Below are 15,517 nucleotides of genomic sequence, written 5' to 3' on the forward strand. Positions count from 1 at the left end.
AGGCGGGACAGGGTGGAACGAACCGGACACCCGGACCACAGGAGGCACCATGACCGAGCACGTCGCCACCGCCAACACCACCGTCGACGCCGACCCCGACCGGGTCTGGCAGGCGATGACCGACCCCCAGCTGGTCGCCCAGTACATGATGGGCAGCGAGGTGGCCAGCGACTGGCAGCCTGGCAGCCCGATCACGTGGAGCGGCGAGTGGGAGGGCAAGCCATACCAGGACAAGGGCGAGGTGCTGCAGGCCGAGCCCGGCAGGCTGCTCGAGGTCACCCACTACAGCCCGATGACGGGCGCCGACGACGTGCCCGAGAACTACCACACGGTCCGCTACGAGCTATCGCCGTCCGGCGACGGCACCGCCGTGAAGCTGACCCAGGACGGCTGCGACAGCACCAAGCAGGCCGAGGAGTTCTCGCGGAACTGGCAGGGCATGCTCGACGGGCTCAAGAAGGTCGCCGAGGGCCACTGACCCCGCCCTCCACCGGTTCGAGGTATTCCACTACCCGGATCCGGTGGCGGAATACCTTGAACCGGCGGGGTTGAGCCGGCTTGTCGGCGGCCCCACGTAGGTTGTCGCCCATGGCAGCGAAGACGTCGACCAGGTCGAGCGGTTTCCGCTGCTCCGAGTGCGGCTGGACCGCCGTCAAGTGGGTCGGCCGCTGTGGCGAGTGCCAGGCGTGGGGCAGCGTCAGCGAGATCGGCGCGGTCACCGTCCGCACGACCGCGGCCACCCGCGTCGAGCGGCCCGCCGTGCCGATCGGCCAGGTCGACGCCCGGCGGGCCGAGGCGCGGAGCACCGGCGTCGGCGAGTTCGACCGGGTGCTCGGTGGCGGGCTGGTCCCGGGCGCCGTCGTGCTGGTCGCCGGCGAGCCCGGCATCGGCAAGTCCACCCTGCTCCTCGACGTCGCGGCCCGCGCCGCCCGGTCGGGCGAGGGGCGCAAGGTCCTCTACGTCACCGGCGAGGAGTCGGCCGCCCAGGTGCGGATGCGGGCCGAGCGGATCGAGGCGATGGCCGCGACCCTGTTCCTCGCCGCGGAGACCGACCTCGCCACTGTGCTCGGCCAGATCGACGCGGTGCAGCCCGACCTGGTCATCGTCGACTCGGTGCAGACCATCGCCAGCGGTGAGGTCGAGGGCTCCGCCGGCAACGTCACCCAGGTCCGCGAGGTGGCCGCCTCGCTGATCCAGGTGGCCAAGGCCCGCGGCATCGCCACCCTCCTCGTCGGGCACGTCACCAAGGACGGCTCGATCGCCGGGCCCCGCGTCCTCGAGCACCTGGTCGACGTCGTGGTGCAGTTCGAGGGCGACCGGCACTCGCGGCTCAGGCTCGTCCGGGCCGTGAAGAACCGCTACGGCCCGACCGACGAGGTCGGCTGCTTCGACCTCTCCGACGTGGGCATCGTGGGCCTTCCCGACCCCAGTGGCCTCTTCCTCTCCCGGGGCACCCTGACCGTCCCCGGCACCTGCGTCACGGTCACGCTCGAGGGCCGCCGCCCCCTCATGACCGAGGTCCAGGCCCTGGTCGCCAAGAGCGAGATCCCCACCCCGCGTCGCGCGACGAGCGGGCTCGACTCCGCCCGGGTCTCGATGATCATCGCGGTCCTCGCCAAGCGGGCCCAGGCACCGATCGGCAACGCCGACGTCTACCTCTCCACCGTCGGGGGCGTCCGCCTCACCGAGCCCGCCTCCGACCTCGCCATCGCCCTCGCCGTGGCCAGTGCCGTGAAGGACCAGCCGCTGCCCGACCACGCCATCGCCTTCGGTGAGCTCGGACTGGCCGGCGAGATCCGACCCGTCTCCGGGATGCCGCGTCGGCTCGCCGAGGCGGCGCGGCTCGGGTTCCGCACGGCCTACGTCCCCCAGGGGGTGCTGGGCAGCGGACCGACGCCCGAGGGCATGCAGGTCGTGGAGTGTGACGACATCCGCAGCGCGGTGCGCGCCGCCCTGCAGCCGGTGCACGGTTAGACTCGCGCCAGACCGGACCGGCGGCACCAAAGGGGTTTGACCAGTGGATCTTCGCGAGGACGATGCGCTGCGCGCCACCCTCGCCGCCGTGGCACCGGGTACCGAGCTGCGCGACGGCCTGGAACGCATCCTCCGCGGGCGCACGGGGGCGCTCATCGTGCTCGGGCACGACCGTACCGTGGAGCAGCTCTCCACCGGCGGTTTCCCGCTCGACGTGGAGTTCTCGGCGACCCGGCTTCGCGAGCTCGCGAAGATGGACGGCGGCATCGTGCTCGACCGCGAGGCGTCGCGGATCCTGCGGGCCGCCACCCAGCTCGTGCCCGACCCGTCGATCGAGACCAGCGAGTCCGGCACCCGGCACCGCACCGCAGAGCGGGTGGCCAAGCAGACCGGCTACCCCGTCATCTCGGTGAGCCAGTCGATGCGCATCGTCGCCATCTACGTCGACGGCGGACGCCACGTCCTGGAGGACTCCAGCGCGATCCTCTCCCGGGCCAACCAGGCCCTGCAGACCCTGGAGCGCTACAAGTCCCGCCTCGACGAGGTCACCGGCACCCTGTCGGCGCTCGAGATCGAGGACCTCGTCACGGTCCGCGACGTGGCCAGCGTCCTCCAGCGCCTCGAGATGGTGCGACGCATCCGCGACGAGATCTCCGGCTACGTCGTCGAGCTCGGCGTCGACGGCCGCCTGCTCACCCTCCAGCTCGAGGAGCTGACCGGCGGGCTGGGCAACGACCGCGAGCTCGTCATCCGCGACTACCTGCCCGTCACCAAGGCCGACCTCACGCTGGAGCAGGCGATGGCGGCGCTCGAAGAGCTCACCTCGACCGAGCTGCTCGACCTCGCCGCGGGAGCCAAGGCCGTGGGCTTCGCCGTCGGGGGCGACGCCCTCGACTCGGCCGTGAGCCCCTGCGGCTACCGGCTGCTCAGCAAGGTGCCCCGCCTGCCGGGCGCCATCGTCGACCGGCTGGTCGAGCACTTCGGGAGCCTGCAGAAGCTGCTGGCGGCCAACCTCGAGGAGCTCATGGATGTCGACGGCGTCGGCGAGGGCCGCGCCCGGGCCGTGCGTGAGGGCCTGTCCCGCCTGGCCGAGTCGAGCATCCTCGAACGCTACGTGTGAGCACCGGCACCGCTCCCGCCCGACTGCACCACGAGGTGCTGGAGTGGTACGCCGTGTCCGCGCGCGACCTGCCGTGGCGACGACCCGACGCCACGGCCTGGGGCATCTTCGTGTCCGAGATCATGCTCCAGCAGACCCCGGTCGCCCGGGTCGAGCCGGTCTGGCGCGAGTGGCTGTCCCGGTGGCCCAGCCCGAGCGCGCTGGCCGCTGACTCCCCCGGCGAGGCGGTGCGCGCGTGGGGTCGACTCGGCTACCCGCGTCGCGCCCTGCGGCTGCACGCCGCCGCCGTCGCCATGGCCGAGCACCACGACGGCGCGGTCCCGGCGACCGAGGCCGAGCTGCTCACCCTGCCCGGCGTCGGCACCTACACCGCGGCCGCAGTCGCGACCTTCGCCTTCGGCGAGCGCACCACGGTCGTCGACACCAACGTGCGCCGGGTGCTGGCCCGCGTCGTGGGCGGTCAGGAGTATGCCGCGCCGTCGCCGACCCGGGCCGAGCTCACCGTCGCCGCGGGGTTGGTGCCGGCTGACCCACCACGGGCCCGCACCTGGAGCGTGGCGGTCATGGAGCTGGGCGCGATCGTCTGCACCGCCCGTGCGCCCCGCTGCTCGGACTGCCCGGTCGCCGACCTGTGCGCCTGGCAGCTCGCCGGCCGACCGGCTCACCAGGGTCCGGCCCGCAGGGGCCAGGCATGGGAGGGCACCGACCGCCAGCTGCGTGGCGCGCTCCTGGCCGTCCTGCGAGAGAGCGCCGACCCGGTGCCCCGATCGGCACTGGAAGCGTTGTCGGACAACGAGATCCAGCGCGAGCGCTGCCTCGACTCCCTGGTGGCCGATGGCCTCGTCGAGCCGCTCCCTCGCGATCGCTTCCGGCTGCCGGCCTCGCGGGAGGCGAGCTGAGGTGAGTGTGCCCCCCGGCGACCCGTCCCGCCCCGCCCGGGGCGCGGGCAAGGGCGTACCGCCGAGGCCAGCAGCGCCCGAGACCGCGGCGCACGACCTGCCACCCACCACTTCGACCCCGGCCGCGAAGACCACCGGCCGCCGGGCGGCCCACGCGTTCCGCGTCGGCGCCACCCGCACCGGTCGGGTCGTCGGGCGCGGCACCCTGGCCGGGGCGCGGCTGGCTGGGCGGGGCGGCCGGGCCGGGGCGCGCCGGGCCCGGGCCTACACGCACTCGGCCGGAGCCGGCGAGAGCGGGCTCGCCCGGGTCGTGGAGCTGCACTTCGTCAACCTGATGGGCGACGCAGCGCTCACCGTGTCGCTGGCCGGCACCATCTTCGCCATCCCGACCGACGAGGCCCGTGGACAGGTCGCCCAGTTCCTCGTCCTTACGATGGCACCCTTCGCGCTGCTCGCCCCCTTCATCGGGCCGCTGCTCGACCGGTTCCGGCACGGGCGGCGCTGGGCCATCGGCACGACCCTCGCGCTCCGGGCCTTCCTGTGCTGGGTGCTGGCCGGAGCCGTCGCCAACGACTCGCCCTGGCTGTTCCCGGCAGCGCTCGGCTGCCTCGTCGCCTCGAAGGCCTACGGCGTCACCCGGGCCTCGGCCGTGCCCCGGCTGCTGCCACCCGGCTTCAGCCTGGTCAACGCCAACTCCCGCAACGCGCTCGCCGGTGTCGCGGGGATGGCGGTCGGGGGCGGGCTGGCCGGCGCCGCCGCAGGGGTCGGCCCCGAGTGGTCACTGCGGCTGGCCTTCGTCATCTACGTCGTCGGCACCGTGCTGGCGATCCGGCTCCCGTCCAGGGTCGACTCCAGCACCGGCGAGCAGGACATCGAGGACACCGGACCGCTGCCCGTCCCGCGCCGCGACGGTCGACGGCTCGGGCTCGTCCAGCGACTGAGGGCCCGGGTCGCGGCCCTCCCGGTGACGGTGCTCACCGCCCTCTGCAGCGCCATCGGGGCCCGGCTGCTGACCGGGTTCCTCGCCCTCTTCATGGCCTTCCTGATGCGCGAGCACCCCCTGCCCGGGCACAGCGGCACCTTCGTCCTCGCCCTCGTCGTCGGCGCGGCCGGCACCGGCAACGCGCTCGGCACCGTGGTCGGCAACGCCCTGCGCCGGCTGCGACCCGACCTGATCATCGCGGTGGCCCTGATCGCCGACGTGCTGGCAGCGCTCGCCGCAGCGCTGTTCTACTCGCTCACGACGCTGCTGGTGCTCGGCCTGGTCGCCGGCCTCGGCGCCCAGCTGATCAAGCTGAGCAGCGACGCCGTCGTCCAGCGCGACATCGGCGAGACCGTCCGCACGAGGGTGTTCGCGTGGTCCGAGACGGTCCTGCAGATCGCCTGGGTGGTCGGCGGAGGGATCGGGATCGCGCTTCCGCTGATCCCGCGCCTGGGCTTCGGGGTCATCTCGGCGCTGCTGCTCCTGGTGCTGGCCGCCTCGGTGCGGATCAGGATGACCCGGCACCACCGACCGCACCCGACCCCCGCCCCCGGTTCGATGTAAACCCGCCGGGGATCTCCGGCGGGTTTACATCGAACCGGGACGTCAGAGGGTGCGGAGCATGCGGGTGTTGCCGAGGGTGTTCGGCTTGACCCGCTCGAGGTCGAGGAACTCGGCGACACCCTCGTCGTAGGAGCGGACCAGCTCGGCATAGACCTCGGGCTCGACCGCCTGCCCCTCGATCACCTCGAAGCCGTGCCGGGTGAAGAAGTCCACCTCGAAGGTCAGGCAGAACAGCCGCTCGACCCCGAGTGCCCGGGCGTCGGCGACGAGCGCCTCCATCAGCAGCGACCCGACGCCATGGCCCTTGGCCTCGGGCCGGACCGCCAGCGTGCGGATCTCGGCAAGGTCCTCCCACATGACGTGCAGGGCGCCACAGCCCACGACGACGCCGTCCTGCTCGGCCACCCGGAACTGCTGGAGCGCCTCGTAGTAGGTCACGGCGTCCTTGGACACCAGGACCCGGGAGTCGGCATGCGGCCGGACGATCTCGCGGATCGTCCGGATGTCACTCGTGCGCGCCGCCCGGATCGTGACCGGCCCAGCCGGCTGAGGGCCGTCCGGCGCGGTGGGCTCGGGCGCGCTGGCCTCAGGCACCGAGGCGGCCGTTCTTCATGTCCGAGAAGATCGACCTCGCCCCCGAGCCGAGCAGCACCACGGACTGGCCCTCGCGGGTGCCGATCGCGCCCGGGACGACCTTGTTGGGCACCCCGGCCGCGGTGTTCACGTAGAGGCTGGCGCACAGGTTGAGGACCTCGCCGACGGTGAGGTCGGTGCTCAGGTGGGGACCCATCTTCGACAGCAGTCCGGCCAGGGCGCCCGGCCCGGCCTTGCGGGCCATGACGATGCCGGCCTTGATCAGCGCGCCCTGGTTGGCGGACCGGCCGAAGTCGCCGTTGGGCAGGTGCTTGCGCTCCCGGGCCAGGGCCAGCGCGTGCTTGGCGTCGAGCTTGTTGGTCCCCGGCTTGACGATCCGGTAGCCGTCGACGCTCTGCACGGAGCGCGCCGCGACGAAGACGATGCCCCCAAGGCTGCGGACCATCGCCCGAAAGCCCTTGAAGCCAGTGATGACGTAACCGTCGATCGGCACGCCGCTGGCCCGCTCGATGGTGGTGACCATGCCGCCGACCCCACCGAAGACCAGGGAGGCGTTGACCTTGGCGTTTCCACCGGTCGACAAGGGCACCCACGAGTCGCGCGGGATGCCGACGATGCCGCCGACGCCCTTCTTGGCGTCGACCCCGATGATGTGGAGCGCGTCGCCGCGGCACTTGGTCACCGGTTGCGGGTTGCGCGCGTCCGAGCCGATCGCGAGGACCCGCATGGTCGGGAACGGCGGGCGGTAGACCTTGAGCGACGGCCACCAGCCGCCGGCCACCTTCCAGGTCTTGCCGTCCTTGACGAGCAGGGTCAGGTCCTTGCCCTGCACGACGGTCGCGATCGGCGACCCCTGCCAGGTGCCGGTGGAGCCGGCGACCTTCAGGGAGCCGGTGCGGGGCTTCCGCTTGCCCAGGGCCGCGCCCACGCTGGCGGTGGTGACGGACACCCGGCCCCCGAGGTACAAGGCGGACATCGCCGAGAGCAGGTCGGCGGGCAGACCGGCTCCGGTCACCTTCGGCGGCGCGGCGGTGGCGCTGCTCGTCGTCGACGACGGCGTCGTGGTGCTGCTCGAGGAAGCCGGCTTCGGCTTGTCACTCGAGCAGGCGGCGACGGTCAGGGGGGCGGCGACCAGCCCGAAGAGGAGGGTGCGGCGGGGGAGGGAGGACTCAGACACGCGCTCCAATGTATGCCGCGGCCCGCGGACGATGCGAAACGGTCCGCGGTGCGCCGCGACGGGTTTGCACACGGCATACCGGCGACGCCGTGGCGGTGGGCGGACGACAAGGTGGCCCGGACCATCCGGTCCGGGCCACCTCGTCCCCTCGCTGGTGCGGCCAGCCGGCTACTTCACCGAGTAGATCGGCTGGGTCTGCACGTTCAGCTGGTCCATCTTCACCATGGCGGCCCTGCTCAGGTCGGCGTCGGTGATCTTGAGGACGTCGAACCCCTTGCCGAGGTCGGAGGAGTAGACGTGGCCGTTGTAGTAGTACGACGACCAGGTCCCGCCACCGCCACCGGCCGGACCGGCCGGTCCGCGCTCGAAGTAGCCGATCTCGCGGGGATGGTCCGAGTCGGTGAAGTCCCAGAACGACGTGCCGCCCATGTACCAGGACTGCACCATCACGTCGCGTCCCTTGACCGGGATCAGCGAGCCGTTGTGGGCGACGCAGTTCTCGGAGTCGAACTGGTGCCGGGGGATCTTGTAGTAGGACCGGAAGGTGAGCTTGCGGTCCTTGCTCAGGTCGTAGATCCCGTTCGCGCCGCGGTTGGGGCCGATCGTCGCGTTGCACGTGGCCGCGCCGCCGCCGCCGAGCTCGTCGGTGAAGACGACCTTGGTGCCGGCGTTGTTGAAGGTCGCAGAGTGCCAGAACGCGAAGTTGGTGGTGTCGCGCACCCGATCGATCACCTTCGGCGCCACCGGGTCCTTGATGTCGAGGATGATCCCGTCACCCATGCAGGCGCCCGCGGCGATCTTGCGGGCCGGGTTCACGGTGATGTCGTGGCAGCCCGAGGTGTTCGTGTAGCCACCGTCCGGGAAGAGGTTCGGGGTGGCCACGACCTTCGCACTCGTCGGCTGCTTCTTCGGCACCTCGACGATCGAGATCGAGTCGTGCGGCGGCTGGCAGTCGGGGAAGGTCGCGTTGGGCGAGTAGCTCGAGACGTAGAGGTAGTCCACCTTCGAGCCCGGGATCAGCGAGTGCGTGTGCGAACCGCATGCCGTCTCGACCGACTTGATGTACCTCGGGTTGGCCACGTCCGAGATGTCGAAGATCTTGATGCCCTCCCACGAGGACTTCTCCGTGGCCGGCTGCGGGACCGACTGGCAGGAGTCGTCGGACCGCGAGGAGTCGGTGGACAGGTAGAGCAGCGTCCCCGACACGGTCACGTCGTTCTGGGACCCGGGGCAGCTCACCTGGGTCACCATCCGCGGGGTCGCGGGCGTGGTCACGTCGTAGACCACGAACCCGTTGTAGTTGCCGACGAACGCCAGGTTGTCCTGGAAGGCGAGGTCGGTCCCGGTGGCGCCGGCCAGTGGGCCGCTGCTGGGGAGGTTGGTCAGGTGCTCGACGTTCTGGCTGCGCCCGATCTCGTCCGGCCCCAGCTGGGTACCGGACTTGCCCACGCCGTCAGCGGCGAACGCCGCGGTGGCGGGGATCGTGAGGGCGAGCGCTGCGAGGCTGGCGAGCACCGCATGGCGGGTTCTCATCTCTGGCTCCCTGGGTGAATCGCCGGTCCCGGCACCCCTTCAGTGTCGAGATCGTGACGATTTGTCCACCCTTTCGTCGCTGCGCGGAACCGTTCAAGGGTCTTCTGCCCCGTTTACGGTAAAACGTTGCTTATAAGGTCTGTTTGTGACGATTCATCGTGGGAGGACTGTTCGCGTGTCGAGCCACTGCACCGCCCGGGGCTCCGCCCTCGTCGCAGCCGCCCTCCTCGGACTTGGTCTCGCCGGGTGCTCCGGCGACACGCCGGCCCCCACGACGACGGCCACCTCACCTACCGCCCCCGTGCTCCAGCCGGGCCGGCCGGGCGAGCCGAACGCCTCGCTCACCGGCACCGCCGCGCTGCCGTCGCGCACCGGCTCCCCGAGGGAGGCCGACGTGCGGTTCATGCAGGACATGATCGTGCACCACGCCCAGGCCATCGTCATGGTCTCGCTCGTGCAGGACCGGCTCGCCGACACCCAGGTCAGGTCGCTGGCCGCCCGCATCGCCGACGAGCAGCGACCCGAGATCGACGCGATGGCCAAGTGGCTCGAGGCCAAGGGCGAGCAGGTGCCGCCACAGGCCGGCAACCCCGAGCTCGGCTCGGGCACCCACGACCACGCGGGCATGCCCGGCATGGCGACCCAGGCCCAGCTGCGACAGCTCACGGCCGCCAGGGGCGCGGAGGCCGACCGGCTCTGGCTCACCCTGATGACGGCGCACCACGAAGGCGCACTGCGCATGGTGGTCCAGCAGCACCGCGACGGCACCGACGACGTCGTGACCCAGCTGGGCGACGAGATCCACGTGACCCAGTCGGTGCAGATCGGCTACATGCGCGAGATGCTCGACCGCCTCGCCTGACCTGCCGGTCTCACGACAGAGAGGCGAGGTATGCCGCGTGGTGACCACGCGGCATACCTCGCCTCGATCGTGCTTGGAGTCGTGCCTCAGCCGGCGTCGGCGGAGTCGCCCACCGTCTCGACGACCGGGAGCTCGATGCTGCCCGGGTGCGGGGTGCCGACGAAGGTGAAGGTCGCGGCCTTGCCCTCGCCCTCGGCCCCGACGAGCACCAGCTCGCCGGCCTTGAGCTCGCCGTAGAGGATCTTCTCGGACAGGACGTCCTCGATCTCGCGCTGGATGGTGCGACGCAGCGGTCGCGCACCGAGCACGGGGTCGTAGCCCTTCTTGGCCAGGACGTTCTTGGCCTCGATGGTGAGCTCGATGCCCATGTCCTTGTCCTTGAGCCGCTTGTCGAGCTTGGCGATCTCGAGGTCGACGATCATGACGATCTCCTCCTGCGTGAGCTGGGGGAAGACGATGATGTCGTCGACGCGGTTGAGGAACTCGGGACGGAAGTGCTGCTTGAGCTCGTCCGTGACCTTGTTCTTCATGCGGTCGTAGTCGCTGCGGGTGTCCGCGCCGGCCGAGAAGCCGAGCGAACCCTTGGTGATGTCCCGGGTGCCGAGGTTGGTCGTCATGATGATGACGGTGTTCTTGAAGTCGACCATCCGGCCCTGCGAGTCGGTGAGGCGGCCGTCCTCGAGCACCTGCAACAGCGTGTTGAAGATGTCGGGGTGGGCCTTCTCGACCTCGTCGAACAGCACGACGGAGAACGGCTTGCGGCGGACCTTCTCGGTGAGCTGGCCACCCTCTTCGTAACCGACGTAGCCAGGAGGCGAGCCGAAGAGCCGCGAGACCGTGTGCTTCTCGGAGAACTCCGACATGTCGAGCTGGATGAGGCTGTCCTCGTCACCGAAGAGGAACTCGGCGAGCGTCTTGGCGAGCTCGGTCTTACCGACACCGGTCGGACCGGCGAAGATGAACGAGCCACCGGGACGACGCGGGTCCTTCAGACCGGCGCGGGTGCGACGGATCGCCTGGGACATCGCCTTGATGGCGTCGTCCATGCCGACCACGCGCTTGTGCAGCTCGTCCTCCATGTGGAGCAGTCGGCTGGACTCCTCCTCGGTGAGCTTGAAGACCGGGATGCCGGTGCTGGCAGCCAGGACCTCGGCGATGAGCTCCTCGTCGACCTCGGCCACGACGTCCATGTCGCCGGACTTCCACTGCGTCTCGCGCTCCGCCTTGGCGGTGAGCAGCTTCTTCTCGTCGTCCCGCAGGCTGGCGGCCTTCTCGAAGTCCTGGCCGTCGATGGCCGACTCCTTCTCCAGCCGCACGGCCGCGATCTTCTCGTCGAACTCGCGCAGGTCCGGCGGTGCGGTCATCCGGCGGATGCGCAACCGCGCGCCCGCCTCGTCGATGAGGTCGATCGCCTTGTCGGGGAGGAACCGGTCGTTGATGTAGCGGTCGGCGAGGTTGGCCGCGGAGACGAGGGCGCCGTCGGTGATGGACACCCGGTGGTGCGCCTCGTAGCGGTCGCGCAGGCCCTTGAGGATCTCGATCGCGTGGCTGAGCGTGGGCTCGGCGACCTGGATCGGCTGGAACCGGCGCTCGAGCGCCGAGTCCTTCTCGATGTGCTTGCGGTACTCGTCGAGCGTGGTGGCACCGATGGTCTGGAGCTCACCGCGGGCCAGCATCGGCTTGAGGATGCTGGCGGCGTCGATCGCGCCCTCGGCGGCACCCGCACCGACGAGGGTGTGGATCTCGTCGATGAACAGGATGATGTCGCCGCGGGTGCGGATCTCCTTGAGGACCTTCTTCAGCCGCTCCTCGAAGTCACCGCGGTAGCGGCTGCCGGCGACGAGCGCGCCGAGGTCGAGGGTGTAGAGCTGCTTGTCCTTGAGGGTCTCGGGCACCTCGCCCTTGACGATGTCCTGGGCCAGGCCCTCGACGACGGCGGTCTTGCCGACGCCGGGCTCGCCGATCAGCACCGGGTTGTTCTTGGTGCGGCGGGACAGCACCTGCATGACCCGCTCGATCTCCTTCTCACGCCCGATCACCGGGTCGAGCTTGCCCTCGCGGGCAGCCATCGTGAGGTTGCGGCCGAACTGGTCGAGCACGAGCGAGCCCGCGGGGGTGCCCTCCTGCTGGACGTTGCCGGCCAGACCGGCGCCCGAGCCGCCTTCCTTGCCCTGGTAGCCGGAGATGAGCTGGATCACCTGCTGCCGCACGCGGTTGAGGTCGGCGCCCAGCTTCACGAGGACCTGGGCGGCGACGCCCTCGCCCTCGCGGATCAGGCCGAGCAGGATGTGCTCGGTGCCGATGTAGTTGTGGCCGAGCTGCAGCGCCTCGCGCAGGCTCAGCTCGAGGACCTTCTTCGCCCGCGGCGTGAAGGGAATGTGGCCGCTCGGGGCCTGCTGCCCCTGGCCGATGATCTCCTGCACCTGCTCGCGGACCGACTCCAGCGAAATGCCGAGGCTCTCCAGAGCCTTGGAGGCGACGCCTTCACCCTCGTGGATGAGACCGAGCAGGATGTGCTCCGTGCCGATGTAGTTGTGGTTGAGCATGCGCGCTTCTTCCTGCGCGAGCACGACCACCCGACGGGCCCGGTCGGTGAACCGTTCAAACATCTTCTGCTCCTGCCTATCGAGATCACCTCGATGCTATCCGTGCGACGCGGACCCGGCGTCAGCCTTTCGTGGACCGATACCCGATCGGGACGAAATAGGCCCTGTCGTACGACTCGTTGGGGGAACGCGGGGCGCTCCCCGACTGTTCCCCGCCCTGAGCCGAGTCGGCTCATGTTCGCCGTGGGCGGACGGAAGCGGGGTAGGCCGCCGGGCCGGCCAGGCGGCATACCCCTCCTTTATCGGGTCTAGGGACAAAGGGCGGCTTCACCCGACAAACGTTCCGGGGTGAAGCTCCCCTTTATCGGGTCACCCGATAAAGATGGGACGAGTATGCCGCGGGGCAGGGTTCAGGCCGCGGGGCCCTTCTTGCGCACCTCGTCGACGTGGGCCATCGCCTCGCGCAGCTCGCCGAGCCAGCTGTCGGACTTCTCGCCGACGAGCTTGACGCACCAGGCCAGGGCCTCGGAGCGCGACTTCGCGACGCCCGCCTCGACGAGGGTGTCGAGAACCTGGCGCTCGGACTGGCGCAACCGCGTCATGACCGGGGCCGCCAGGTGGGTGAAGAGCGCCTCGGTCTCGCCGACCCGCACGCCCCACGACACCTTGCGACCGCTGAGGTGCTCCAGCTCCCGCGCGATCTCGATGCGGCGCTCGCGGGTGTCCTCCCGGAACGACTTGATCCGGCCCCGCGCGGCGATGGTGCGGTCGGTGTCGTCGGTGTCGTCGCCCAGCTCGGGCTCGGCGAGGTCACCGATGATGATGAGCTCGTCGCGGTCGCGGGTGACCTCGACGGGGCCGGTGAACCAGTCGGTGGGGAGTCGGCCCGCCAGCCAGGCTTCTGCCGTTGTCTTGGTAGTCATGTAATGATGATTACACCGTTACGCCGCGCAGGGAACGGCTGTCCGCTCACGGCGAACTCGGGCCCAGCTCAGCGTGGCCGCTGGTCGCTGATCCGCTTGGCCTTGCCGAGCGAGCGCTCGAGGGCGTGCGGCTCGAGGACCTCGACCTCGATCGTGACGCCGACCCGGTCCTTGACCCTCGTCCGCAGGACGCCGGCCATCGCGGCCCGCTGCTCCGGCGTCGTGTCGGCGGCAGCGGCCTCGACCCGGACCGTGAGCTCGTCCATCCGCCCCGGTCGGGTGAGCACGCAGAGGTAGTGCGGCGTCAACCCCTCGATGCTCAGCAGGTGCTCCTCGATCTGCGACGGGAAGACGTTGACTCCGCGCACGATCATCATGTCGTCACTGCGCCCGGTGATCTTCGCCATCCTGCGGAACTGCGGGAAGGCGGTCCCCGGCAGCAGGGTCGTGAGATCCCTCGTGCGGTACCGGACCACGGGCATCGCCTGCTTGCTGAGCGAGGTGAAGACCAGCTCTCCCTCCTGCCCGTCCGGAAGCACCTCGCCGGTGACCGGGTCGACCACCTCCGGGTAGAAGTGGTCCTCCCAGATGTGCAGGCCGTCCTGCGTCTCGCCCGACTCCTGGGAGACCCCGGGGCCGATCACCTCCGACAACCCGTAGATGTCGACGGCGCGGATGTTGCTGCGGCGCTGGACCTCCTCGCGCATCTGCTCGGTCCAGGGTTCGGCACCGAAGATCCCGATCTCGAGCGAGGTCGTCTTCGGGTCGATGCCCTGCGCCTCCATCTCGTCGAGGATCCCGAGGAAGTAGGACGGCGTGACCATGATGATCCGGGGCCGGAAGTCCTGGATGAGCTGCACCTGCCGCTCGGTCATGCCCCCGCTCACCGGCACCACCGTGCAGCCGAGTCGCTCGGCGCCGTAGTGGGCGCCGAGCCCCCCGGTGAACAGGCCGTACCCGTAGACGACGTGCAGCAGGTCGCCCGGTCGTCCGCCCGCCGCCTCGATCGACCGCGCCATCACCTGCGCCCACGTGTCGATGTCGTCGCGGGTGTAACCCACGACCGTGGGCTTGCCCGTCGTGCCGCTGGAGGCGTGCACCCGGACCACCTGCTCGCGCGGCACGGCGAACATCCCGAACGGGTAGTTGTCACGCAGGTCCGCCTTCGCAGTGAACGGAAAGCGCCCGAGGTCGGCCAGCTCGTGGAGGTCGTCCGGCCGCACGCCGGCGGCATCGAACGCGGCTCGGTAGTGCGGCACATTCGCGTAGGCGTGGGACAGGCTCCAGCGCATCCGGTCCAGCTGGAGCGCGCGCAGTTCCTCGACGGTGGAGACGACGTTGTCCATGTCGAGCAATCTACGACGACGGTACGAGCCAACCTGAGAGTTGGCCGTGAATCCCGGTCTCCCATATCGCGCGACGAGGATCGGACGTACGCTCGCAAAGGTGGACCGGCTCGGCTCGCCCCTAGTCGTCGATCCGCCCCAGGGGGTGGCCGACGAGGACTCCGGCGCCCCCGGTCGGCGGGCCCGCCTCACCGAGCTGGCCCGGGCCCACCGGCGGTGGCTGGTGGCCGTCCTCCTCGTCGCGGCGCTGCTCGTCGTGGGCACCTACGCGCTGACCCGAGGCCCGGAGACTCCTCCGATCACCGCCACCGACGTCGACAAGGCCGTCCAGGACGGCATCGCCAAGGCCCAGGAGGAGGCGGCCAAGGCACCCCCTGACGCGGCCGCGGCATACCAGGTCGCGCTGCCCTCACTCGTGACCATCGCGACGCGACTCACCAACTCCTCAGGTCCGCAACGCGGCACCGGCGCCGGGGTGGTCGTGAGCGCTGACGGCTCGGTGCTGACCGCACTGCACGTGGTCGACGGAGCCACGAGCATCGAGGTGACGTTCTCGGACGGCTCCTCGTCTCCTGCCGGGGTCAAGGAGAAGGACAAGGCCACCGACATCGCCGTGCTCGCCCCGCAACGGCTCCCCCAGGTCGTCGTCCCGGCGGTCCTCGGTGGCGGCGCGCAGGTGGGCGACCCGGTCTTCGCCCTCGGACATCCGTTGGGGCTCAACGGATCTCTCTCGGCAGGCGTGGTCTCCGCACTCGACCGCAAGATCCGGGTCAACGACAGCCAGACCCTCGAGGGCCTGATCCAGTTCGATGCGGCCGTCAACCCCGGCAACTCGGGCGGGCCCCTGCTCGACAAGGGCGGACAGGTGATCGGGATCGTCACCGGGCTCGCGAACCCCTCCGAACAGAACTTCTTCGTCGGCATCGGCTTCGCCGTGCCCATCGCCACGGCCGGCGGCGTCGCCGGCAGCCCACCGCAGTAGCGCATCGCAACCCGA

General features: G+C 70.6%; 13 protein-coding genes. 7 read left to right on the forward strand and 6 right to left on the reverse strand.

All coding sequences use genetic code 11. The features are described 5' to 3' along the window. Positions 1-49 precede the first annotated feature (49 nt). The 5 genes from ASG91_RS19775 to ASG91_RS19795 all read left to right on the forward strand — a co-directional run bounded on the left by ASG91_RS19775 (position 50) and on the right by ASG91_RS19795 (position 5,539). Positions 50-478, forward strand: a complete 429-nt coding sequence (locus tag ASG91_RS19775; protein ID WP_056924368.1) for an SRPBCC domain-containing protein — start codon at positions 50-52, stop codon at positions 476-478. 110 nt (positions 479-588) lie between these two features. Next, on the forward strand, positions 589-1,974 hold the full coding sequence (gene radA / locus ASG91_RS19780; protein ID WP_056924369.1) for a DNA repair protein RadA: 1,386 nt from the start codon (positions 589-591) through the stop codon (positions 1,972-1,974). 43 nt (positions 1,975-2,017) lie between these two features. Further along, on the forward strand, positions 2,018-3,094 hold the full coding sequence (gene disA / locus ASG91_RS19785; RefSeq protein ID WP_056924370.1) for a DNA integrity scanning diadenylate cyclase DisA: 1,077 nt from the start codon (positions 2,018-2,020) through the stop codon (positions 3,092-3,094). After that, positions 3,091-3,993 (forward strand): A/G-specific adenine glycosylase, encoded by a 903-nt coding sequence (locus ASG91_RS19790; protein ID WP_056924371.1) that lies wholly within the window; start codon positions 3,091-3,093, stop codon positions 3,991-3,993. Before disA ends, ASG91_RS19790 begins: the two co-directional genes overlap by 4 nt. A gap of 1 nt (position 3,994) precedes the next feature. After that, entirely contained in the window at positions 3,995-5,539 is a 1,545-nt protein-coding gene (locus ASG91_RS19795) for an MFS transporter (RefSeq protein WP_235545804.1), read from the forward strand. 42 nt (positions 5,540-5,581) lie between these two features. On the opposite strand, the gene ASG91_RS19800 is transcribed toward ASG91_RS19795, so the two are convergent. The 3 genes from ASG91_RS19800 to ASG91_RS19810 all read right to left on the reverse strand — a co-directional run bounded on the left by ASG91_RS19800 (position 5,582) and on the right by ASG91_RS19810 (position 8,843). Continuing rightward, positions 5,582-6,067 carry an amino-acid N-acetyltransferase gene (locus ASG91_RS19800; protein WP_056924413.1) on the reverse strand — a complete coding sequence of 162 codons (486 nt, stop codon included), beginning with the start codon at positions 6,065-6,067 and terminating at the stop codon, positions 5,582-5,584. 58 nt (positions 6,068-6,125) lie between these two features. Continuing rightward, entirely contained in the window at positions 6,126-7,310 is a 1,185-nt protein-coding gene (locus tag ASG91_RS19805; RefSeq protein ID WP_056924372.1) for an LCP family protein, read from the reverse strand. Between the two features lie 168 nt (positions 7,311-7,478). Then, complete coding sequence (locus ASG91_RS19810) at positions 7,479-8,843, reverse strand: LVIVD repeat-containing protein (RefSeq protein ID WP_056924373.1); 1,365 nt, start codon at positions 8,841-8,843, stop codon at positions 7,479-7,481. A gap of 175 nt (positions 8,844-9,018) precedes the next feature. Between ASG91_RS19810 and ASG91_RS19815 the strand changes: the two genes are divergently transcribed. Continuing rightward, the gene (locus ASG91_RS19815) at positions 9,019-9,705 is read left to right on the forward strand and encodes a DUF305 domain-containing protein (RefSeq protein ID WP_056924374.1); all 687 of its coding nucleotides are present in this window, start codon (positions 9,019-9,021) and stop codon (positions 9,703-9,705) included. Between the two features lie 86 nt (positions 9,706-9,791). On the opposite strand, the gene ASG91_RS19820 is transcribed toward ASG91_RS19815, so the two are convergent. From ASG91_RS19820 to paaK, 3 genes are all read right to left on the reverse strand, one after another. Further along, positions 9,792-12,314 carry an ATP-dependent Clp protease ATP-binding subunit gene (locus ASG91_RS19820; protein ID WP_056924375.1) on the reverse strand — a complete coding sequence of 841 codons (2,523 nt, stop codon included), beginning with the start codon at positions 12,312-12,314 and terminating at the stop codon, positions 9,792-9,794. 347 nt (positions 12,315-12,661) lie between these two features. Continuing rightward, positions 12,662-13,174, reverse strand: coding sequence for a hypothetical protein (locus tag ASG91_RS19825; protein WP_056924376.1), 513 nt, complete (start codon positions 13,172-13,174; stop codon positions 12,662-12,664). A gap of 68 nt (positions 13,175-13,242) precedes the next feature. Beyond that, the gene (gene paaK / locus ASG91_RS19830; protein WP_082594388.1) at positions 13,243-14,520 is read right to left on the reverse strand and encodes a phenylacetate--CoA ligase PaaK; all 1,278 of its coding nucleotides are present in this window, start codon (positions 14,518-14,520) and stop codon (positions 13,243-13,245) included. A gap of 100 nt (positions 14,521-14,620) precedes the next feature. Between paaK and ASG91_RS19835 the strand changes: the two genes are divergently transcribed. Beyond that, positions 14,621-15,502, forward strand: a complete 882-nt coding sequence (locus ASG91_RS19835) for a S1C family serine protease (RefSeq protein ID WP_235545806.1) — start codon at positions 14,621-14,623, stop codon at positions 15,500-15,502. The last annotated feature ends 15 nt before the right edge of the window (positions 15,503-15,517 follow it).

Origin of the sequence: Phycicoccus sp. Soil802 (assembly GCF_001429605.1) — a bacterium.
Classification (GTDB): domain Bacteria; phylum Actinomycetota; class Actinomycetes; order Actinomycetales; family Dermatophilaceae; genus Pedococcus.

Bases quoted from the DNA above. Each gene is read 5' to 3' on its own strand.
- radA (WP_056924369.1), top strand. From the start codon at position 589: ATGGCAGCGAAGACGTCGACCAGGTCGAGCGGTTTCCGCTGCTCCGAG.
- paaK (WP_082594388.1), bottom strand. From the start codon at position 14,520: ATGGACAACGTCGTCTCCACCGTCGAGGAACTGCGCGCGCTCCAGCTG.
- ASG91_RS19810 (WP_056924373.1), bottom strand. From the start codon at position 8,843: ATGAGAACCCGCCATGCGGTGCTCGCCAGCCTCGCAGCGCTCGCCCTC.
- ASG91_RS19775 (WP_056924368.1), top strand. From the start codon at position 50: ATGACCGAGCACGTCGCCACCGCCAACACCACCGTCGACGCCGACCCC.
- ASG91_RS19825 (WP_056924376.1), bottom strand. From the start codon at position 13,174: ATGACTACCAAGACAACGGCAGAAGCCTGGCTGGCGGGCCGACTCCCC.
- ASG91_RS19820 (WP_056924375.1), bottom strand. From the start codon at position 12,314: ATGTTTGAACGGTTCACCGACCGGGCCCGTCGGGTGGTCGTGCTCGCG.